Annotated in this window: 17 protein-coding genes; 16 read left to right on the top strand and 1 reads right to left on the bottom strand. The window is 52.9% G+C overall.

Annotated features, from left to right (window positions below; translation table 11 throughout):
- Window positions 1–13: 13 nt before the first annotated feature.
- Complete coding sequence (locus M3P05_RS16090) at window positions 14–151, bottom strand: hypothetical protein (protein WP_249701054.1); 138 nt, start codon at window positions 149–151, stop codon at window positions 14–16.
- 27 nt (window positions 152–178) lie between these two features.
- Between M3P05_RS16090 and M3P05_RS16095 the strand changes: the two genes are divergently transcribed.
- From M3P05_RS16095 to M3P05_RS16170, 16 genes are all read left to right on the top strand, one after another.
- Window positions 179–1,564, top strand: a complete 1,386-nt coding sequence (locus M3P05_RS16095) for a type VI secretion system contractile sheath domain-containing protein (protein ID WP_249701055.1) — start codon at window positions 179–181, stop codon at window positions 1,562–1,564.
- On the top strand, window positions 1,561–1,974 hold the full coding sequence (gene tssE, locus M3P05_RS16100) for a type VI secretion system baseplate subunit TssE (protein ID WP_249701056.1): 414 nt from the start codon (window positions 1,561–1,563) through the stop codon (window positions 1,972–1,974). The genes M3P05_RS16095 and tssE overlap by 4 nt, the downstream gene beginning before the upstream one ends.
- An 18-nt stretch (window positions 1,975–1,992) precedes the next feature.
- Entirely contained in the window at window positions 1,993–3,783 is a 1,791-nt protein-coding gene (gene tssF / locus M3P05_RS16105) for a type VI secretion system baseplate subunit TssF (RefSeq protein WP_249701057.1), read from the top strand.
- The gene (locus M3P05_RS16110) at window positions 3,762–4,937 is read left to right on the top strand and encodes a type VI secretion system baseplate subunit TssG (RefSeq protein ID WP_249701058.1); all 1,176 of its coding nucleotides are present in this window, start codon (window positions 3,762–3,764) and stop codon (window positions 4,935–4,937) included. Before tssF ends, M3P05_RS16110 begins: the two co-directional genes overlap by 22 nt.
- Before the next feature lies 1 nt (window position 4,938).
- Window positions 4,939–7,581 carry a type VI secretion system ATPase TssH gene (tssH, locus tag M3P05_RS16115; RefSeq protein WP_249701059.1) on the top strand — a complete coding sequence of 881 codons (2,643 nt, stop codon included), beginning with the start codon at window positions 4,939–4,941 and terminating at the stop codon, window positions 7,579–7,581.
- Entirely contained in the window at window positions 7,568–9,988 is a 2,421-nt protein-coding gene (locus tag M3P05_RS16120) for an MFS transporter (RefSeq protein WP_249701060.1), read from the top strand. The genes tssH and M3P05_RS16120 overlap by 14 nt, the downstream gene beginning before the upstream one ends.
- The gene (locus tag M3P05_RS16125; RefSeq protein ID WP_249701061.1) at window positions 9,985–12,141 is read left to right on the top strand and encodes a type VI secretion system Vgr family protein; all 2,157 of its coding nucleotides are present in this window, start codon (window positions 9,985–9,987) and stop codon (window positions 12,139–12,141) included. The genes M3P05_RS16120 and M3P05_RS16125 overlap by 4 nt, the downstream gene beginning before the upstream one ends.
- Window positions 12,141–12,734, top strand: a complete 594-nt coding sequence (locus M3P05_RS16130) for a DUF6931 family protein (protein WP_249701062.1) — start codon at window positions 12,141–12,143, stop codon at window positions 12,732–12,734. The genes M3P05_RS16125 and M3P05_RS16130 overlap by 1 nt, the downstream gene beginning before the upstream one ends.
- Window positions 12,735–12,764: 30 nt before the next feature.
- A complete protein-coding gene (locus M3P05_RS16135) occupies window positions 12,765–13,061 on the top strand; it encodes a PAAR domain-containing protein (RefSeq protein WP_249701064.1) in 297 nt (98 codons plus the stop codon).
- Between the two features lie 133 nt (window positions 13,062–13,194).
- A complete protein-coding gene (locus tag M3P05_RS16140) occupies window positions 13,195–15,339 on the top strand; it encodes a hypothetical protein (RefSeq protein WP_249701065.1) in 2,145 nt (714 codons plus the stop codon).
- Window positions 15,340–15,935: 596 nt separating this feature from the next.
- Window positions 15,936–16,142, top strand: coding sequence for a Flp family type IVb pilin (locus tag M3P05_RS16145; RefSeq protein ID WP_249701066.1), 207 nt, complete (start codon window positions 15,936–15,938; stop codon window positions 16,140–16,142).
- Window positions 16,143–16,177: 35 nt separating this feature from the next.
- On the top strand, window positions 16,178–16,600 hold the full coding sequence (locus M3P05_RS16150) for a prepilin peptidase (RefSeq protein ID WP_332842022.1): 423 nt from the start codon (window positions 16,178–16,180) through the stop codon (window positions 16,598–16,600).
- 33 nt (window positions 16,601–16,633) lie between these two features.
- Window positions 16,634–17,410 (top strand): RcpC/CpaB family pilus assembly protein, encoded by a 777-nt coding sequence (locus M3P05_RS16155; RefSeq protein WP_249701068.1) that lies wholly within the window; start codon window positions 16,634–16,636, stop codon window positions 17,408–17,410.
- 16 nt (window positions 17,411–17,426) lie between these two features.
- Window positions 17,427–18,992 carry a type II and III secretion system protein family protein gene (locus M3P05_RS16160; protein WP_249701069.1) on the top strand — a complete coding sequence of 522 codons (1,566 nt, stop codon included), beginning with the start codon at window positions 17,427–17,429 and terminating at the stop codon, window positions 18,990–18,992.
- The gene (locus tag M3P05_RS16165) at window positions 18,989–19,231 is read left to right on the top strand and encodes a hypothetical protein (RefSeq protein WP_249701070.1); all 243 of its coding nucleotides are present in this window, start codon (window positions 18,989–18,991) and stop codon (window positions 19,229–19,231) included. Before M3P05_RS16160 ends, M3P05_RS16165 begins: the two co-directional genes overlap by 4 nt.
- Before the next feature lie 149 nt (window positions 19,232–19,380).
- Window positions 19,381–20,637: an AAA family ATPase gene (locus M3P05_RS16170; RefSeq protein WP_249701071.1), complete on the top strand. Its 1,257-nt coding sequence runs from the start codon at window positions 19,381–19,383 to the stop codon at window positions 20,635–20,637.
- Window positions 20,638–20,693: the final 56 nt, after the last annotated feature.

Here is a 20,693-nt window from a genome sequence, read left to right on the forward strand (position 1 = left end):
TTGGGGGTGCCTTTTATTCCTGGATGATGTTGGGAGATGAGAGGCACTTTCCCCCCATGGCTGTTTTTATGCCGGAAGCGAGCGGAGGCGGAACCCCCTTGCCCGCAGCAGTACCACCGCTTCCGGCTTTTTTTAGTGTGGAAATGCTCATCGCATTTCCATTCTTTCAGGGATGCCTATGCTGTCACGCCTTCTGAGTCAGGCACTGGAAATCATTGAGGATGGGTCGAATCTGGCTGAAGATGCCGGGGACGACTGGCTCGAGTTTGTTATGCAGGGTTTGATTGCAGAAATCGATGAGCGTATCAGTCGGCAGCTTGAACCCGTTATTCAGGACAATCACTTCAAAAAGCTTGAGGCACTGTGGCGTAATCTGAGAGCCCTGGCTGGCGAGGGTTATCCGGCAGGACAGGTGCGTATCCGTATTCTGGATATGACCTGGTCACAACTGTCAGATGATCTGAACCTGAGTTTCACCCTGAAAGATTCCTCACTTTATCGTCGTATTTATCAGCAGGAATTCAGCACGTCCGGTGGTCATCCTTTCGGACTTCTGCTGGTTGATCATGCGGTAACCACTGACCTTGATCCTGATACCGGTCACGACGATCTCTATACCATGCAGCTGCTGGGACAGCTGGGACATGAATCCCTGTGCCCGGTGCTGCTGCCTGTTGCCGATCATTTTATTGGCACAGACGATCCTGATGTCTGGACTGACCCGGAAAGGGTCGGCCGCATCTTCGCCAGCGATGATTTCACCGGCTGGCGGCAGTTAAGGTCTGAGAAGGTTAGCCAGTTTATCGGTTTGACCATGCCTGCCATTCGCATCCGTGAACCCTGGGCAAATTATCAAAACCAGTTCTTGTTTGATGAGCAGTCAGCCTTTGCAGCTGACAGCAGTACTCTCTGGGGCAATAGTGCCTTTGCTTTGGCGCGTAATGTTCTTCGGGAGTTCTGCCGTATCAGCTGGTTTGGCTTTCTACGCAGCGGGACCGATGCCCGTTCCGGTGGTGCTCTGGTTGACCTTTATTCAGAACCGGTGATCTCCATGCGCATCACACCGGCACTTGATAATTTCTACAGCGAAAATGGTTTTGTGCCGCTGGCCAACGGTTATCTCGATAACAAAATCGGGATCTTCAGCAACCGCTCAGTTTTCCAGCCTGAAGGGGCAGGGGCAGGAGCAGGAGTAGGAGAGAGTAGCAGTGATGCGGCAGTCATCAGTATGTTGCAGACCACGCTTCTTGCCTGCCGTATTGGCCATTATCTGAAGGCCCAGATCCGGGACAAGATTGGTAGCTATAAATCAGCCTCGGAATGTGAACGTGAGCTGAATGCCTGGCTGCAGACATACACATCCAATGTCGAACATGCCGAAGAGCATATCCTGGCCCGTTATCCATTGAAAAAGTCGATGGTGAAAGTGGAAGGGGACTCCGGTACCGGACGTTTCCACTGCCAGGTTTCCATGCAGCCCCAGTACCAGTTTGATTTTCTTACTTCCAGCATAGTGCTGCGCACTGAGCTGGGAAGGAACAGTCAGGCGGGGAGGGCAGGATGAGTCTGCTGGATCGTTTCTCCACACAGTCAGTGGCCGATCAGGATGATATTCGACAGTCCATCTGCCGCAATCTTGAAATGGTGCTTGAATCCCGTCGTCCAATGATCCGGGTGATGGAAGCCGCTGCTGAACTTCCCGCTTCACTCTACGGCTACGGGCTGGGCAATCTGCACCGATGCCGTCACTCGGTTGAAGCCAGTGATATCTGCCGGGATCTGGAACAGTTGATCCAGCAGTTTGAACCGCGTCTGCAGGAAGTGGTGGTGGAACTGGCAAAAGTGGATGAACAGCATAATGCGCTCTGCTTCCATATTGAGGCATCCATAGTCGGGGATGATGGTGATCGTGAAAGTTTTGATACCACCATCAATCTGACCAACAGCACTTTAATGATTGAGGGCTATCAGTAATGAGAAGGGATGCCGTTGATGTCTGATCTGTCACTCTGGTATGAACGGGAACTGTCGTGGTTCCGCAAGCATGCAGGCAAGTTTGCTGAAGATCATCCCGGTCTGGCCCGCAGCCTGGGGGTCAGTGATGAAGCAGTGGAAGATCCGGATGTATCACGTCTGGTGGAATCCTTTGCACTGTTGAATGCCCGTTTGAGCTGTCAGCTTGATGAAGAGTTGCCACAGCTGACAGATTCTCTGCTGCGAATGCTGTTTCCCCATTTCCTCCGGCCTCTGCCCTGTGTCGGGATGATGCAGATCAGGCCATCCGAAGATATTGGTTCCGTTCAGGAAATCCCCCGTGGCAGTACTTTTCGGGCACGTATTGATGATGACAGGTTTTGTGATTTTCGCACCTGCAGCCCGCTACAGATGCTGCCGTTTGAACTGGCCGATGCCGAGGTGGAGCAAGCACCCTTTTCCCGACCGGCTCCGAGAAACTGCCATGATGTCGGCGTGATGCTGCGCCTGGATCTGGCCATGTGCGATAACAGTCTGCAGTTTCATTCTATTGGCCAGTTAAGCCGTCTTGATATTCATCTCAAAGGTGAACTGAACCTGACCCAGCGTCTCTATGACCAGCTGTTCAGTCAGGTTTGCTGTTTGTCTGTTTTTGATGATTCCGGTCTGTCGGTGGTGTTGCCTGATGTACATCTTGAACCGGTGTTAATGTCTGAGGATGAACGTGTCCTGCCCCTGTCGGGCAACAGCTTTTCAGGGTACCAGCTGTTGCTGGAATACCTGAACTACCAGAATGTTTTTCTCTCATTTCGCATTTCCGGTCTTGATAAGGTTCTTTCGCGTTTCTCCGGCAACAGGCTCTCTATCGGAATTTATCTGAAATCCATGCCGGTTGAACTGTCACGTTCTCTGTCGGCAGAAACCTTCCAGCTTGGCTGCGTGCCGGTGGTCAACCTGTTCCAGCGCAAGGGTGAACCGCTGAAAGTGGATCAGACCAGTCTGGGCTATCCGCTGGTTATTGATACCCGTTCTGCCAATGCCCAGCAGGTATTTTCGGTGGACAGTGTACTGGATATTTCCGGGCTCCGGCCTGAACCGGTTCCGGAAATCTATGGCCATAAATACTTTCGCAGAAGCAGTTATGAAAAGGGCTGTTTCTGGCATTACCTGCCGGCTGATTCCTCCCGCAGTGACAGCTGCCCCCATGGTGAACTGGCTCTGACAGATCTTAATCTGAATCCTGTCCAGCCATCACAGCATCAGCTGTCTCCGCGGTTGACATGCAGTAATGCTGATCAGCCACTGGAGCTGTCGCTGCTTCATGATCTGACCTGTCTGGAAAATATCGCCATACCGGCCACGCCCCGTATGATGGGCAAGGTCTCTCCCTGCTGGCAGCCGTCACTCTCCCAGGAAAATCGCTGGGTACTGCTGGCTCACCTGCAAATGAACTTCGATACCTTACTGGGCGGAGAGGACCCGGCTGCAGAACTGCGCGAACTGCTTTCTCTTTACAATCTGAATGATCATGCCAGTCAGCGCCGCTGTATTGAGGCGATTACAGCCATGGTGTCTGAAAAAGTTGTTGCTCCGCTGAAAGTCCATGGTCGGCAGTGCTATGTGCAGGGCACAGATATTACCCTGACACTCGATGCTGCCCGTATCAGCGGGGTGTCACTGGTGCTGTTTATCCAGGTTCTGGACCGGATGATGGCTGGTTTTGCCGGTCACAACAGTTTTACCCGCTTAATGGTCTGCCTGAAAGGTGAACCGGGAGTCTTCTATCAATGTCCAAGACGCCACGGTTAAGCTTCAGCCAAGGCAGCAGGGGTCGCAGTAAGGGCCAAAGCAGCCTGCTGCATCGTCTTCAGAATCGCCCCGGAGACTGGCAGTTTGCCCAGGCTATCCGGGTATTGCTGCAATATAACCAGCAGGTGCCGGTTTCCCTGTCTCTGGTCAGTGACCCAGGTTATCGCTATACGCCATCTGAACTGACAGAGGTTCGGCGCACCGGCAATAGCTGGACTCTGTCGGTTACCCTGCCAAGTCTGTCAGGTATCCAGGGTGTGCTTCCCTATGGTTACCAGGATCGGGCTCATCAGCTGCGGGTTGGAGAGGACGACAGTGGTCTTCAGGATTTCTATGAAATTTTCAACCAGCGCCTATTGCTGAACAGTTACAGGGTTGCCACGCGCAACAGGCTGACCTGTCGGTTTGAAGAGGATGTCAGAAATCGCCGGTCACGGGAAAAGCGCTATGGGCAAACCGGGCTGACAGTTGCCGAACGCATCTGTGCCCTGGCAGGTGTACCGCGCCCAAGATCACTGCCAGCTGATCATATCGCCCGCTACATCGGACTGCTCGGTCAGAAGACCAGTTCACCTGCTCTGTTGCAACAGGTGCTCAGGGATTACTTCGAGCTGCCGGTGGCGGTGAAAACCTCCCCCTTACGGCGTCACCGCATGGACGATGAGTGCCGAACATCGCTGTCGTCCTGGCGAACGGATACCAACACTCTCGGAAATGGTGCGCTTCTTGGGTGCCATACCTGGATGCCGGGCAGCAAACTCGAAGTGCTGTTTCAGGTTGACAGCCGTGAGCAGAAGCAGCAGCTGGAACAGGATAAGCAGATGACCAGACAGGTTCGTGAAATCTGCAACCTGTTTCTGGGGCACAGGGTCGATGTTGACCTTCGACTTCAATGTCATTCCGCACTTTTACCAAGACCACAGCTTTCAATCAACCGAAGCAGGGCGGTTCAGCTTGGGCCGCGTCACAGCCTGCAATCCGGAAGAAAACCTCAGGCCCAGGTAGTGATGACTCTGGGCAGCAGGATGAAAACCAATTCTCGCACCAATTCTCGCACTAATGCGAACACCAATGCGAACACCAATGCGAACACCAATGCGAACACCAATGCGAACACCAATGCGAACACCAATAAGAAGGATATAGGGCGCTGATATGCAGCAGGAACTGAAACAACTGATCGAACGACTGACACCGGAACTATTGACTTCGCTGGAGTCAGCCGCTGCAGACTGCGCCGGGCGTGGGCACCGTACCGTAGAGATTGAGCACTGGCTCTGGCAGCTGATCTCCCAGGGTACCCGAGGCTTTGCTGTTGTAGAAGGGCAGTTTGGTCTGGACCGTGGGCGGATGGTTGAAGATCTGGAACAGCGTCTTGACCGCCTGGAACGTGGACATGAAGGCGCACCTGCGCTGGCATCCAATCTTGTGGCACTGATGCAGGATGCCTGGGTAGCCGCATCCCTGAATGCTGGGCAGAGCCAGATTCATATGCCCCATCTGCTGCTGGCGCTGATCAATCGTGAAGCCTTTATGCTGGTTTCTACACCGCTGACAGAAGAGCTGAGAAAGTTGTCCAGGGAAACCCTGCAGTCTCTGGGACAGGAGCCAGAAAAGGCAGAAAGCGGTGATATTCCTGCTGCCCAGGTCACTGCCGCTCTTGATAAGTACACCCATAACCTGACTGCCCAGGCCGCTGCCGGTGAGATCGACCCGATCAGTGGCCGTCAGGATGAAATACGGCAGATGATTGATATTCTGTCACGCCGTCGTCAGAACAACCCGATCCTTGTGGGTGATCCCGGTGTCGGCAAAACCGCAGTTGTGGAAGGTCTGGCCCAGAGCATGTTTGATGGCGAAGTGCCGGATAACCTGAAAGGGGTTGAACTGCGTATTCTTGATCTTTCTCTGCTGCAGGCCGGTGCCAGCATAAAGGGTGAATTTGAAAAGCGTCTGCAGGATGTCATCAACGAAGTTCAAAGCTCAGCCACGCCGATTATCCTGTTTATTGATGAAGCACACACACTGATTGGTGCTGGTGGTGCAGCTGGTCAGAATGATGCCGCCAACCTGCTCAAGCCTGCCCTGGCCCGTGGTGAACTGCGCACAATTGCCGCAACAACATGGGCGGAATACAAGAAATATTTCGAAAGTGATGCGGCACTGACCCGCCGGTTCCAGGTGGTTAAGGTACCTGAGCCTGGTGAAGAAGATGCCATTGCCATGGTGCGAGGTGTGGTGAAGTCTCTTTCTGCCCACCATGGAGTGCGGGTTGTGGATGCAGCCGTGGAAGCTGCAGTAAAACTCTCTGTCCGCTACCTGCCTGAACGTCAGTTGCCTGATAAGGCGATCAGCCTGCTGGATACTGCCTGTTCCCGTGTCGGATTGTCTGTGCGCGCGACTCCTGAAGCGATTAACCGTCTGCTGCAGAAGCAGCGCTACCTGCAACAGGAACAGGAAGCTCTGTCCCATGAGTGGTCAGCTGGTGATCAGCATCAACAGCGTCTGGCTGATGTGAAGCAGGAGCTTGAAGATATTGTTGTAGAACTCAGCAATCTGGAAGCCCGCTGGACCAAGGAAAAGGCACTGGCGGAACGTATCCAGCAGATATCCAGATCTTTCGATGAGCAGTTCCGTCAGGCGCGTGCTGAGGCGGGTTGTGGAAAAGTTCAATACCAGCCTGACGCGGACAAAGCTGGCGAGTTGCAGCTGCTTCAGGATGAGTTACGCCAGATCCAGGGCGAGAAGCCCATGGTTAAACCGCTGGTTGATGACCAGTCCATTGCCCAGGTGATCGAGAGCTGGACCGGGATTCCGGCAGGCAACATGATTGCCGATGAAACCCGCCGTCTGCTGGCTCTGGAAGAGAAACTGAGTGAGCGGGTGATTGGCCAGAAGATGGCGATTGATGCCATCAGTGAAGCGATTCGTATCAATCGCACCGGTCTGGGCGACAACCGACGTCCCATGGGCGTGTTCCTGATGTGCGGCCCATCCGGTGTTGGTAAAACAGAAACAGCCCTGGCACTGGCGGATCAACTGTTCGGCGGTGAGCAGAACCTGACCGTTATCAATATGACCGAGTTCAAGGAAGAGCATAAGGTTTCCATGCTTCTTGGTGCTCCGGCCGGTTATGTGGGATATGGTGAAGGCGGTGTGCTTACCGAAGCTGTTCGTCGTAAGCCTCACTCCATTCTGCTTCTGGATGAGATGGAAAAAGCACACCCCGGCGTGCACGACATCTTCTATCAGATTTTCGACAAGGGTCGTATCTCCGACAGTGCCGGGCAGGAAGTCGATTTCCGCAACACCCTGATTATCATGACCTCCAATGCCGCAGACTTTGCTATCTGTGATTCTGTTGATGCGCGTCGTGGGAAAGGAGCAGGCGAGAAAGCTGAAGGTAATATCGAGTACAACGATATTATGGGCGATATTCAGGACGAACTTCTGAACTACTTTAAACCGGCTTTCCTTGGCCGAACCCATGTTGTTCCTTATCTGCCACTGTCAATTGAAGAGATGAAGTGCATCTGTCGTATCTCTCTCAACCGTATAAGGAAGAACATCACCGAGAAGTACCAGGCTGAGTTTGAGGTTGATGATAACGCTCTCGAACAGCTGGTGTTGTGGAATAACAGCCCGCATACCGGAGCCCGGGCCATTGAGCAGATTATCAACCGTAAGCTGATGCCCCAGCTGGCCAGAGAGTGCCTGCTGAGAACCAGCAGCGGTGAGGAAATTCGCCATATTCGTGTAGAGATTGACAATCAGGAGCTGGCGATTGCAATCAGCTAAGTCCGATCCTTTGCCAAACCAACCCGCTCGCCGGTCTTCCGGCCTGCGGGTGTTCGGCAGTGCCTTGATTTCCATCCTGACTCTGTTGCTGCTGGTCTATGCAGGATACGGAGAAACCCTGCTGACCTATAAAAAGTTGGAGCAGGAACAGGCCAGCGCCCAGGCTGGCCTGGTGCAGTCTTCTATCGAGAGTGCTCTGCAGAGTGGTATCCCTCTTTCAGATATTTCCGGTATTGACCGCCTTGTGCAGTCAACATTGCTGTCGCTGCCTGCGGTGAGCGGTGTTACCGTTCTTGATACGGCCGGTCGACAGGTCTATCCACGCAGCTTTGAAAATGCCCTGCTGGATATCAGCACCATGTCGAGTATGCAGTCGCATACCATGACCGAAGATGAGCAGGTTATTGAAATCAACCTGCCGCTGAAGAGTCGTCTGGAAACAGAAGGATTTCTGCAGATTGCGCTGTCTAAACCTTATATTGAGCAGACAGTTCAGCAGATTTTTACCCCGCTGTTTATTATCGCCATGGTTCTTGCCGGCCTTGCATTGCCGGCAACATGGCTGCTGGCCCGCAGTCCATTAACACGTTTCTGGCAGGAGCAGGGCTGGTTTACCTTTTCCTTCACGGCAATGAGCCTGGTGCTGGTTATGGTGTTAACCGGTCTTTATATCCAGAGTGCCGGGCACCGGGTTGAACAGGTCAATGATTCCCTTGTCGCACGTCTCTCCATTGCCGACAGTCACGGAATTCCACTGCATCTGTTAAGTGGTATTGACTCCCTGCTGCAGGAGTACCAGGTGCTTAATCCGGAACTGGAAACAGTCACTCTCAGCCAGAATGGTTTTGTTCAGTACAGTTCCGATCCCGAGTTGCTTTACAGTCAGCCGGTGCGTGATTTCTACCAGCTTTCCGATAGCTCAGTGTTATCCAACAGTGGTCTGAGGCTGACCACAACCATGCCATTTTCCCAGGTTGTATTTCAGGTTCTTCGTGCAGGTAAGAACTTTGCCATTCTTTATCTGACCACGCTGCTGCTCTCTTTACTGTTTAACCGCCTGGTAAGGCAACCCGGCCGCAAGCAGGCAGCGCGTAATGGCACACTGGCGGATCGCTCTCTGGAGATTTTACGGCCCCTGTTTTTTATTGCGGTGTTTATGGAATCTCTCCATACCGCGCTGTTGCCAGAACTTTTAAATAAAGCTGCAACCAGTGCCGGTCTGGGAACAGGGCTGACATCAACCCTGTTTATGCTCTACTTCCTGAGTTTTGCACTAACCCTGCTTCCCGGTAACCGGCTTTGTAAAAGTCTGGGTAATCGTAAGGTTATGCTGGTGGGCTTTGTAATGGCCGCTGCTGGCTCCTTCTCTCTGGCCTTTGGTTTCTCCGGTTCATCAACACTTTCACCAACATTGGGATTAGTTATCTTTGCCCGCGTTCTGGCCGGTATCGGGCAAAGCCTGCTGATGGTGGCGGTACAGAATGAGATTCTTGCCAATACCAATATCAGCAACAGAACATCAGGTGCCTCCATTATTGTCAGCAGTTTTAATGGCGGCTTTATTTGCGGAACTGCACTGGGGGCTCTGCTGGCCAGCTATGTCGGCGCGACCGGGGTGTTTATTATCAGTGGCCTGTCTGGAATATTTGCATTGCTCCTGGCGGTACTGATGGTAACAACGGGCGTGGGTTCTGCCGGTTCAGAACCAAACAACATTGCCGGAGAGATGCAAAAGATGAAAGCCCTGCTTAAGCACCGGGATTTTCTCGGCACCATGCTCTGCATTGGTATACCTGCCAAAGCCACGCTGACAGGAATCGTGACTTTCGCCCTGCCACTGGTTATGACCCAGGCTGGTTTTGCCAGCGAGGATATCGGCCAGATCATTATCTGCTATGCCATCGCAGTGCTGCTGGCAACGCGAGTGCTTGCTCCGCGCATTGACCGTCATGGCAATACACGTTCAGTCCTGGTTTCGGCCATGCTGTTCTCCGGTATTGCCGTTCTTGTCACTGCGGGTGGGTTGTTACTGGCTGCGGAAGAAGGACAGCGTCTGCCCGGTGCGCTGACAATGCTGGCCGGTGTGTTTCTGCTGGGGCTTTCCCATGGTGGGATTAATGCCCCAGTGGTCAGTCATGTGACATCCGTTGTTGATGATAAAACGGCCAGTCAGCAATCGACTGTAACCTTTTACCGTTTTCTGGAACGTTTTGGCCATGTGCTTGGGCCGCTGCTGGTAGGACAGATTTTGATTCTGGCAGCCTCCGGGCAGCAGGCGCTGTTATGGCTGGCTATTGGCTTAATGATGCTGGCATTGATGTTTTATTTGCTATCCCGTTCAACTCAGCCCGAGGATAGACCAGTGGATAAAGGTGGGCTGGGTTCAAAGGTTAAGGAGGCGCAATGAGCGGATTGGATTATGATCCAGGTAAGCGTCCACTGACCGTTATTACTGAAAGTGGTGATGAGTGGATTGCCACCCGCATGGAAAGCAGTGACCGGGTGGACGGTCTGTATGAGCACCGGGTCTGGTTTATGGCCCGCAAGCTTGATCCCCAGAAACAGCTGGGAACCGGAATCAGCGTGACCTACCGGCCGGAAATGGCCAGCAGTAAAAGCAAAGAGCGCTGCTTTCATGGAATCTGTGTCGAGATTCGCAAGACGGGTGTCCTCCAGAGTCGTGGCTATGATCAGTATTGTGCAGTGCTGGTGCCCTGGTTCTGGCTGCTTCAGCACCGGACTCACTGCCGGGTTTTTCAGCAGCAGAAAGCCAGCGAGATAATCAAGACCCTGGCTGGTGAACATAGCTTCAGCGGGCAGCTGGACCTGGCTGCCAGTGGTGATAAAGCGCGGGAGTACTGTGTTCAGTTTAACGAGACCGATCTCGACTTTATCACCCGCCTGATGAATGAAGAGGGCTGGCACTATCACTTCCAGCAGAAGAAAGGTGATCACACACTCACCATTGGCAATGACAATGGTTGCTTCGCCAAGGTGGATGAAAGTGATATCGAATACTTTGCAGAAAGCACCAGGCGTGAATGGGCCATTACCGACTGGCAGCATAACTATTCGCTTGGAGCCGGAAGTGTGCAGACCGGTGACTACAGTTACGAGCTGGCGGAAGCCATGCCAGGGAACAAGGTCAACAGTTCCCTTGGTATAAAAGCCCAGAAATCACTGCAGCATTATTTCTACCCCGGTCGTTACAGCGAGAAAAGTGCCGGAACTGATATTGCCACCAATGCCATTGAAGGTTTCGACAGCCGTTCCAGCCAGGTTGAAGGCGGCAGCAGTCTGAGTGGCTTTTATGCCGGTGGCTGCTTCAAGCTGGAAAGCCATCCTGAGGCCAGTGAGAAAGGTGAGTACCTGCTTCTGGAAGTGGTGCATGAATTCTCTGCGGAAGAGACCGGTAATGAGCTGCATTACCGTAACCGCTTCCGTTGTATTCCCGCTGATGTCGATTATCGTCCGCTGCCCCATTTTGAGAAACCAAAGATTCTGGGGCTGCAGAGTGCGCTGGTCACCGGGCCGTCATCCGAAGAAATTCATATGGATGACTATAACCGTATCAAGGTGCAGTTCCACTGGGATACGGAAGGCAAGGGTGATGACAGTTCCTCATGCTGGGTGCGGGTTGCCCAGCATATGGCCGGCAACAGTTTCGGCATCCAGTTTGTCCCCAGGGTTGGCGACGAAGTGCTGGTGAGCTTTCTCGACAGTGATCCTGACCGCCCCCTTATCGTCGGTTCCGTTTATAACGAAACCCATAAGCCACCTTATGAAACACCCACCAGTTACGGGATGAAGCTGCAATCTTCACCCAAGGGGGGAGCTGATACCTTCAACGAGCTGCGTTTCGACTGCAAGAAAGATGAAGAGCAGATCTTTATGCAGGCGGAGAAGGATCTGGTGATTGAGGTCAAGAATGACCGCAATGAAACCATTATCGGCAATCTGACTGAAGAGATTCAGAAGATCGTCACCCGAACGGTTAAGGAAGACGACAACCTGACCGTTGAAGGTGAACAGAAAATCACGGTCACCAAGAATATTACCGCTGCTACAGATGCTGATTATGAGCTGACGACCAAGGGCAACTATACCCAGAACACCGATGGTGATCTGGCAACCACGGTGAAAGGAAAGACAGCCGTTGACAGCACTGGCGATATTGCTCTCGAAAGCAAGGGCAATATCAATAGCAAGGCCACCAACACGATTACGTTGGATGGTGCCAGTATCAAGGAGACAGGAAAGCAGGCTATTGATCTGGAAGTGGGTGCCAGCAAAATTTCTCTGTCGCCTTCAGGTATCGAACTGAGCTGTGGCCCCAGCACGATCAAGCTGTCTGCCAGTGGAGTTGAGATTTCCGGTATGCAGTTCAAGGCTGAAGGACAGGTGCAGGCAGAGTTAAAAAGTGGTGTGGCCTGTACCGTGGAAGGCACGGTGAAAACAGATATCAAGGGCACCATGGTCGGCATTCAGGGTAATGCCATGACCCAGGTAAAGGCCGGGGCCATGGTCGAGATTCAGGGCGCGATTGCGAAGATAAACTGATGATACTGACAACCAACAGCGAGCTTCGAAAAATCCCCCAGACCCGGGCGCTGGAAATTATTGAGCGTTACCAGGTAGAGAAAGAGCTGCGGGAACAGATCGATCCCGGGATTTCACCGGTAGAACTGATCTGCCAGTGGTTAAAGGAAGAGATGTACAACGAAGTGGTCACATTTCTGTGCCACGCCCTGCCTGCCCGTGAAGCGGTCTGGTGGGGCTGTCTGTGCCTGCAACTGGTGACAGATCCTTCCGACAATCCGTTACCCCAGGATCAGCAGCAGGCTCTGGATGCAGCCGAACGCTGGGTGCGTGAACCGACAGAAGCCAACCGTCGTTCAGCTGAAGCCAGATCAAAACGAGCCGAGCTGGATAATGCGGCCGGCTGGCTGGCGCAGTCGGCATTCTGGAGTGGCGGCAGTATTACTCCGATTGATGCACCGGCCAGCCCTGTACCTCCTTATCTGTATTCCCATGCGGTAGCCGGAGCTGTCTGCCTGGCTGCGATTCTTCCTGATGGCAGTAAAGCCAGGGAAAACTACAAGCGGATGATAGGTATTGGCCTGGATATTGCGGACGGTGGCAATGGCTGCTGATTTTTGTTCTGAAATTGAGGGGAGGTTGTTATGAGACCGGCTTCACGGGCAACTGATATGCATGTCTGCCCAATGCAGACGCCAGCCGTGGTTCCCATTCCTCATGTGGGTGGGCCTTTACTGCCACTGCCGTCTACAGTGCTGATTGGCAATCTGCCAGCGGCGACCCTTGGGCAGCCCTGTGTCTGCGTCGGGCCGCCAGACAGCGTGATTATGGGGAGCCTGACTGTTCTGGTAAACAATAAACCTGCTGTAAGAATGGGTGATCCAACGGCCCATGGTGGAACGGTGATTCTGGGTTGGCCTACGGTTTTGATTGGTGGATAACAATCAGCAGCGTTGGCGTTTTTACACTCTGTAACATCCGAACCGGTCTGGCAGACGGTAAAGAATGACAGAAGTCGTTTATTGGTTCTGAAGCAGCCATGGAAGAAAATGGCAACAAAGCGAGTAACTGTTTATGAGATTTTCTGAAGCCATTAATCCCAAGAAATACCCCAAAGGGGTGATGTCTATTCCGGATACGGAATTTGAAATCATCATTTCCAACTGGGCCCATGAGATGGGCAGGCGCATCGGTGGTTACCGCAAGCAGACCCGGATGGAGCATTGGCAGGAGGGGATTGATTCCATCTATACCGCTCTGGAGGAAGAGCTTCAGACCGTTGATACCAAAACCATCCAGTCCCACAGGAAGTGGGAGATTATGATGCTGGCGGCAAAAACCTATTTTCCGGAACATATCGGTCTTTACCATCCAACGCTGGTTGAACAGCAGCGCACCCGGCAACTGGTGGCCAACAGCCAGATCACCCGCCATTTGCGCAACAAGGCCGAGCTGCTGAAGTTTCTCAAGGAAGACAAAGATCTTGGGGTAAAAACCATTTCCGATCTGGCGGTTTCGCGGCTTCAGTGTGAAGTTTTGGCCACCTCTGCAGAAATTCTGGTTAACCAGTATAAGGGCGGTATCAATAATGTCCCCGGGCTGACCTCGGGCAGTTCGGTGTCAGCCGGTACCAAAACCGATGCCGATGGTGGCAAAAATGGTGGTTCAGCCTCTGCCAAAGCGTCTGCCAGTGCAACAGTCGGTGCCGGTTATAACTCCGGGATGGTTGATCTCGGGCATGGCTGGAAGAACAGGTTGTCGGCTTCGGTCACCGCTTCGGCCTCTGCCGATGCCTACGCCAACGCTTCCGCCAAGCTGGATGACCTTTCCCACTCTGCCAGTGCCGGGTTGGGGGCTGATACCAAAGTCTCTGCCAATATCGATTATGTGGCCGAGCATTCCTGCAAGGTCAGTGTCGGTTATCTCCGTCGTCTGCTTGGGCCGCAGTTTAAAACCATTGAAGCGCGTCTTGGCGGCAGTGCGGCGGCTTCGGTGGGGGGCAGCGCCAAGGCCTCTGCCAAGGCGTTTTCCGGCGGCAGCTTTGGTCATTTCTCTGATAAGCCGATGTCACAGAATAAAACCACTTACAACCAGAGTGGATTAAGCGACAGTGATGCTGCACTGCAGAAAGCGAAAAACACCAATGTGTTCTCCATTGCTGATGCCGGAGCCGGGGCGGAAGTGGAGATTGCTGTGCGGCTGCAGGGCAATATCGGTTGTACTGTGGCCCAGTCTCTGGATATCGATGTCAGCGGCGATATTTTCGCCGGGGCAGGAGCCAGCGGTAACTGCAAATTCCTGATTAATGAGCAGGAAGTGGGGATGGATATCGGAGCCAGGGCCATGGCCGGTTTTGAAGTGGGCACCAGCCAGACTTTCTCTTTGAAGCATCCTTCGCGCAATGTCAGTATTTTCAGTGTTAAATTCCGGGAGAGCCTCACCGCCGGTGCCGGGGTTGAGGGCAAGGTGTCTGCCAGGGCTTCCCTTGATCAGTGTTACTTTGATACCACGGCCGGAGCAACGGTTGGCGTCGGTTCAAGCATTGGCTGTTCTTCGGTGATCTCTCCCAGAGGTGTGCTGCTGGTGGGTTATGATCTGCTGGCGGTGCCGACGGTGCTGGCGATTGGCAGTTATATGGCCAAACATAACAGCGGCCCCCATACCCAGCGGATGACCAGACTGTGTGAATTCCTCAATAAGCAGGCATCAAAAGGGGAGATCAACCAGGTTTATCTGGACAATATGTCCCGTATCAACGCCAGTCTCAGCGCCATGAATGCCGATGCCGAGCGGATATACAAGACCGACTGTCGTACGGCAGGCTTCCAGGGTTTCAGTGAGATGTCAAAAGCAGATATGGCATCCGGTGTTGAAGGCACGTCCCAGTCCAAATACCACAGTTATACGACGGATACCTTAAAAACCAAGCCCCTGGTGCGGGTGTTTGGTTCGGAAGCCGGGGGCGGGGATGCCGGGATTTCCGGGCCGTTGAATGTTGGCAGTGGCATGCGCGGGGAGTCGGTGTCCGGTGAGTTTATTATCAGCCAGGCTCAGGTGCAGGGTGCCAAAGTGGCCGGTGCCATCAGTGCGGATAAGCAGGAGCTGAACCGGGTGGTCAGGGCTTATGAGCAGGCCAAGACCGGCGGCACTGGTGAATGTGTTGCTTATAAGGTGTTGCGGCAGGATATGCTGGAGGGTTCCAAAATCAGTTATAGCTAGTCTGACATTGCCACCTGCCGAATCATGGTTGCTGTTTCCCGCCGCGCTGGGCTGTCCTGCCCAGGGCGGCTCTCAGGCCATCCCTGGCCTTTGGAAACAGCAACTATGACACGGCATTCCTATTGAAATGATGTACTAGCCGAAGCAGGGCCTGATTTTCAATGGTGTGCTGGTATTTGGAATCACGCGCCTGTTTCAGGCAAACCCCGTCGTCAATTGCTGTTAATTGCAGTGAGCTATGGGGTTTTACCTGTGAGCGGGCTGGTTTCTGACTGTTAATGTGTCTTTTTGTAATGATTTACCAGTTATTTACGGAAAAAATGTAAAGTCATTACGCGCACTGCCTTTCCTGTGAATACGAACAAGCGCATAATTCGCACTGTGTATGTGATTACTTCTTTTGGTGGGAATACCTGTTTTTTCGGGCTGTATGCCTAGTGACTGAGGGGGGGGGATCACATAGACTGCAAGGGTTTTTTTCCCGGCCAAGGATAGTGGTAACAGCAGCTTGCAGTCCTGTACAACTGGCAAGAAGTGTGCAGCTGAATGTTGCTTAACAGAATTCCCGGCCATAACGATAATCCTTAGGGGGATTTATGTTTACCAAGTTATATGTCAAAGGTCAGCTTCTTCTGGACCAGCTGAAAAACGATGAGCGCGGTGTAACTGCGATTGAATATGCGATTGTTGCGGTTGCGATTGCTGGCACAGTTGCCTTGGTGTTTACCGGTGATAATACAACAGGTTTGGGTAAGGCGCTTGAAGCAGCAATGACTAGCTTAACTACCCAGCTTACTAAATAAGTATTTGTGAGTTTCGGGGTTGCTAGGATGACAGTGTGTTCTTTTGTTTACTGATAGGTATATCTGGATTCATAGCATACCGAGATCTGGTTGAAAGGCGTATCGGGAATTGGCCTGTGTTTTTCATTGTCTTGTTCTCGATACTTATTTCTGGTCTGGAATCTTTTAGCTGGCAACCCTATTTATTTGTTGTGTTTGCAGGCTTAATTCTTTTCAAAATTAACGCTTTCGCTGGTGGCGATATTAAACTGGTGTGGGCATACCTTCTGGGAATTGACCAGCAATGGTGGTCAGTGGTTTTTCTTTTAATAACAGGTCTTGGTGGTGTAATGGCTGTGGGCTATCTGGCTTATGGCTACTTCACTAAAAATCTTGAAGCTGTGCGCAAACGTGGCCTGCCTTACGGTGTTCCCATTGCTATAGGCGGTTGTCTGGGTGTCTGGCTCAGTTCGGTTTAAACGGTGGCTCCGGCCCGGTTGTAAGGGGGTGATATGGATCGTCGTATATTGCTGCTGCTCGCATTTATTCTCTCAGCGGGCGCGGTATACAGTTTTTTAACCAGTCGCAATGATGTGCCCGAGGCGCAGGTGGCGGCTGTGGTTGAACAGGAACAGGCCACGGTGCCGGTATGGGTGGCGGCCCAGGCTATTGAAAAAGGGCAGCTGGTCAGCAGAAAGCTGACCAGGGCGGCCATGATTACCGAGCAGCAGGCAGACAACCTGGGTATTGAAATGGCAGAAGAGCGCTTTGCCATTGCCAGGGACAGCCGCGCCGGTATTGCCATGCAGGCAGGGGCGGTGATTACCCCGGCCCATCTGGTCGCGCCCGACAGCCCGGAATACCTGGACCTGATTACGACCAGGGGCATGATTCCCTACCCGCTGCAGCTGGATGCAGCCAATGGTTACTCCCAGGTGCTGAAATCCGGTGATAAGGTGGATGTGGTGATGGTGGCCTCCCAGAAAGAGAATCTCTCCACCAGTGACCGGGTGAATAACTTCCAGGGTTTGAGTGTGTCACCGCTGCTGCATGGCAAAACCGTGCTGCGGGTTGATGGCAAACAGGAAGTGGCGGAGGCCAGCAATGCCACCGTAATTCTGGAACTCTCTCGTAATGATGTCTCCAAGGTGCTGCTGGCCAAGCGCATCGGGATTATTGATATTTACAAAACCGTTGGCCGACCGCCGAAACAGATTCGGGCCGGTGATGTGCTGCCAGACTTCTCCGCTGTTGTTGAGTTGCGTGGCACCGAAAAAGTCGTGAACTGATGATGGGAACAGGCCAGTGGATCCAGCTACAGCTACAGCTGGCCTGACCATACCAATAATTATTAGCAAACCCTTGCAGTTTGACGTTGTACCTCAAAAGGGAACTGTCGGTATGAATAATGCAGTCTGCACGCCACAGGTACCAGACCATAACAGGTTTGGGCTGCTGGCGTTTTTTCGTTCTTTCCGTTTTTTGACGGGTTTATCCGGCCTGGCTTCCCTGGTTGTTTTCAGCCTGTGCCTCGCCGCTTTCTCTTCCCTGAGCTGGGGCGGGGCCAATAAAAAGATTCTGAACCTGGGGCTGGATGAGGCCACGCCGCTGAAGTATCAGCGCGGCGTGGATACGGTGTTTATCTCCAACCCGGAGATTGCCGATTACCAGGTGGTGCGCGGCAACCAGCTGATTGTTTACGGGAAAAAAGTGGGCAGCACCTCGCTGGTGGTAATGGACGACAAAGGCGACATTATTGATAACAAGACCCTGGTCGTGAACAAGAGCCTGGCCCATATCCGCCAGCAGATCGCTCTGCGCTTTCCCAAACAGGATGTTGACCTCACCAACCTGGGTGACCAGGTGGTGCTGACTGGTGTCGTCCCCTCGGAAGAGATGAAGCAGAATATCTATTACCTGGTGGGTGAGCTGCTGGGCAAGGACTATGAAGACTACAAAATCAACTGGGACCTCGGCTCCCAGGAGCTGGAAATCGACTTTCTGACCCGCCGTCGTTTTGAAGGGCTGGTGAACAATATCGAAGTGGCTGAAGTCAAGCAGGTGAATGTTAAAATCACTGTGGCGGAAGTTTCCAGCACCTTTATGCAGCAGGTGGGCATCAAGTGGGGTGGCGTTTCTGCCGGCGATGGTGGCCAGGCGACCTTCCTCGGTAACGGCCAGTTTCTCACCTTCCCCCTGAGGGGCATCAGCTCTGCCGATATCGCCCGCTACATCTCGGCCGTGGACGACGATGGTATGGGACAGGTGCTGGCGGAACCCAACCTGTCGGTGATTTCCGGTGAGAACGCCTCGTTCCTGGCCGGTGGTGAAATGCCCATCGTGACCTATATCGACGACAAATATAATGTCGAGTACAAGGAGTTTGGTATCCGCCTGGAGGTGGCTGCCAAGGTGCTGAGCGATGACAAGATCAAGCTCTCTATGATGCCGGAAGTCAGCGCCATCGACTCTACCTATTCCGACTCCAAGCTTTCCATCCCAACCTTCAAGACCCGCCGGGCCCGCACCACAATTCAACTGGGCGATGGTGAGAGTTTTGTACTCGGCGGTCTGCTCAATACCGAAGAGCGTGATGCGCTGTCGAAAATCCCGCTGGTCGGTGATCTGCCGGTGCTGGGCGCGCTGTTCCGCCATACCACCAATGACCGCAGAAAAACCGAGTTGGTCATTGTCGCCACCGTCAGCCTGGTGCAGCCTGTGCCGACTGGTTCTGTGCAGATTCCCCATATGAAACGGACCAACACCCTGCTGCGCTATTTCCGCCTGGATAGGCCAGGCTGGGACCCAAGAAAGAGCAATTCCTATCAGGAAGTCCAAACCATTCTGCAGGCCGGGGGCTTTAAATCATGATGGTAAAACCTGTGTTTATAGCCGCTGCGGTTGTGGTTTCCGGTTTGCTTTCCGGTTGTTATGGCCGGTTTGAGCCCTATCAGGAAACATACATCCAGGTCAGCACGAAAAAAGTAATCGTGCCCCAGTGCAAACCCTATGATACCGCTTCAATTGAGGCGGCAGAGAAAGACTGTTTTGTTGAAAGTGCCCGTTTCCAGATGATGGTCAATCCGGAAAAAGTACTGAAGGGCAACTAGCGCGCAACTTTAATGGGTTTGACATCAGGTGACACCCGCCAGAATCAGCCAGCGCAAGAATTTTGAGCGATACCAGAGCAAAAGCACTGCACAGAATGACAAAAGCTCAGTGAGTGAAAGACAACACTGGGCTTTTAAGGAGTCGATCGTTGTTTGATCTTGATAACATGACCCGGAAAAAAAGTGAAACAGAGCTGACGGGCGCAGCCGCTACACTGTTTTACCAGACAGAAGCCTGTCGTACGCTTCTGGAAGAAACCATGAAATTTGAAGGTATGGGCATTCCCTATACCCGGAAATGTACCGACGACAACATTATTGATGCGGTCAGCGGCGTTGAGAGCCCGCTGATTCTGATAGAGGTAAAAGAGGGGCTGGTTGAGCTGGCCAACAAACTGGGCCCTCTGGTTGGCAAGTATGCCCGAGTGGTTCTGATCGGCCACGAGGACAAAATCTCTGTTCTGCGTACTGTCAAGGAGCTGGGATTTTACTATCTGTTCTGGCCGGTGGATAAAACCGAAGTTGCGGTGTTCCTGCACTTCCTGCAGAAAGACCAGACCAGTGACAAGGGGCCGCAGGACGCCCGTATCGCCCGCAGAATTGCGGTTGTTGGTCTGAAGGGCGGCAGTGGCTGTACCATGATCTCTTCTGAACTGTCCCGCTGTCTGGCCAGTGAAACCGGCCAGCAGGTGATTCTTGCTGACCACGCCTATAAAGGCAGTGGTGTGAATATCATGCTGGGCAAGCGCGATCTGGCCCGTCGTCAGGTTACGGATTTCCAATCTAGCAACAGTTTTGTCGGGCTGGTTGACCGGGTAGACGCCCAGAGTCTTCTGACCCAGATCGACAGCAAAATCAGCTACCTCGGTTTTGAAGCTCAGATCGGAACCGGAGAAGACCTGCGTGAATATGTCAACAGTGTGCTGGAACCCCTGAAAAAAGACGCCAACTTTATTGTTGAAGACTATTCCGCCTCCGCCAAGTTCTACCCAAACCCGGACTGGCTCTGCAACCTGGTCAACTGTGCAGTGGTGGTGATTCAGCCAACCATGACCAGCCTGTTCGAGACCAAAACCTTCCTGGAAGAGTTCAAGCGTGCCAATGAACGGGTGGAAAAACCGGTCCGGCTGATCTTGATGCTCAACCACTGCTACTCCAAAGACAGTATTCAGCGCAAGGCTATTGAGCAGTACCTGGAAACGACTATTGATGTTGAGCTGCCCTATTACCGTCACTGTGAAGACTTCTTGTCGTCTGGCAAGAGCTTTACCGAGAAACAGACACCTCTCCAGCAACCTCTGCAGACCCTGACGCGAATGATTCTTGGCAAGCCTGTCGGAGCCGGGAAGCAACCAGGGGCCGGTCTGTTTTCATCATTTAAATCCCGAAAAGTCAGTCATGCCTGATCTTTTAACTTGAGAGCCGGGCCTGAGAGCTGGCTCTCTTTATTTCGGGCAAGAAT

Source organism: Parendozoicomonas callyspongiae, assembly GCF_023502345.1.
GTDB classification, from domain to species: domain Bacteria; phylum Pseudomonadota; class Gammaproteobacteria; order Pseudomonadales; family Endozoicomonadaceae; genus Sansalvadorimonas; species Sansalvadorimonas callyspongiae.

Bases quoted from the DNA above. Each gene is read 5' to 3' on its own strand.
- M3P05_RS16095 (WP_249701055.1), top strand. From the start codon at position 179: ATGCTGTCACGCCTTCTGAGTCAGGCACTGGAAATCATTGAGGATGGG.
- tssE (WP_249701056.1), top strand. From the start codon at position 1,561: ATGAGTCTGCTGGATCGTTTCTCCACACAGTCAGTGGCCGATCAGGAT.
- M3P05_RS16090 (WP_249701054.1), bottom strand. From the start codon at position 151: ATGAGCATTTCCACACTAAAAAAAGCCGGAAGCGGTGGTACTGCTGCG.
- M3P05_RS16165 (WP_249701070.1), top strand. From the start codon at position 18,989: ATGATGGTAAAACCTGTGTTTATAGCCGCTGCGGTTGTGGTTTCCGGT.
- tssH (WP_249701059.1), top strand. From the start codon at position 4,939: ATGCAGCAGGAACTGAAACAACTGATCGAACGACTGACACCGGAACTA.
- M3P05_RS16135 (WP_249701064.1), top strand. From the start codon at position 12,765: ATGAGACCGGCTTCACGGGCAACTGATATGCATGTCTGCCCAATGCAG.
- M3P05_RS16140 (WP_249701065.1), top strand. From the start codon at position 13,195: ATGAGATTTTCTGAAGCCATTAATCCCAAGAAATACCCCAAAGGGGTG.
- M3P05_RS16110 (WP_249701058.1), top strand. From the start codon at position 3,762: ATGTCCAAGACGCCACGGTTAAGCTTCAGCCAAGGCAGCAGGGGTCGC.
- M3P05_RS16155 (WP_249701068.1), top strand. From the start codon at position 16,634: ATGGATCGTCGTATATTGCTGCTGCTCGCATTTATTCTCTCAGCGGGC.
- tssF (WP_249701057.1), top strand. From the start codon at position 1,993: ATGTCTGATCTGTCACTCTGGTATGAACGGGAACTGTCGTGGTTCCGC.
- M3P05_RS16125 (WP_249701061.1), top strand. From the start codon at position 9,985: ATGAGCGGATTGGATTATGATCCAGGTAAGCGTCCACTGACCGTTATT.
- M3P05_RS16130 (WP_249701062.1), top strand. From the start codon at position 12,141: ATGATACTGACAACCAACAGCGAGCTTCGAAAAATCCCCCAGACCCGG.
- M3P05_RS16145 (WP_249701066.1), top strand. From the start codon at position 15,936: ATGTTTACCAAGTTATATGTCAAAGGTCAGCTTCTTCTGGACCAGCTG.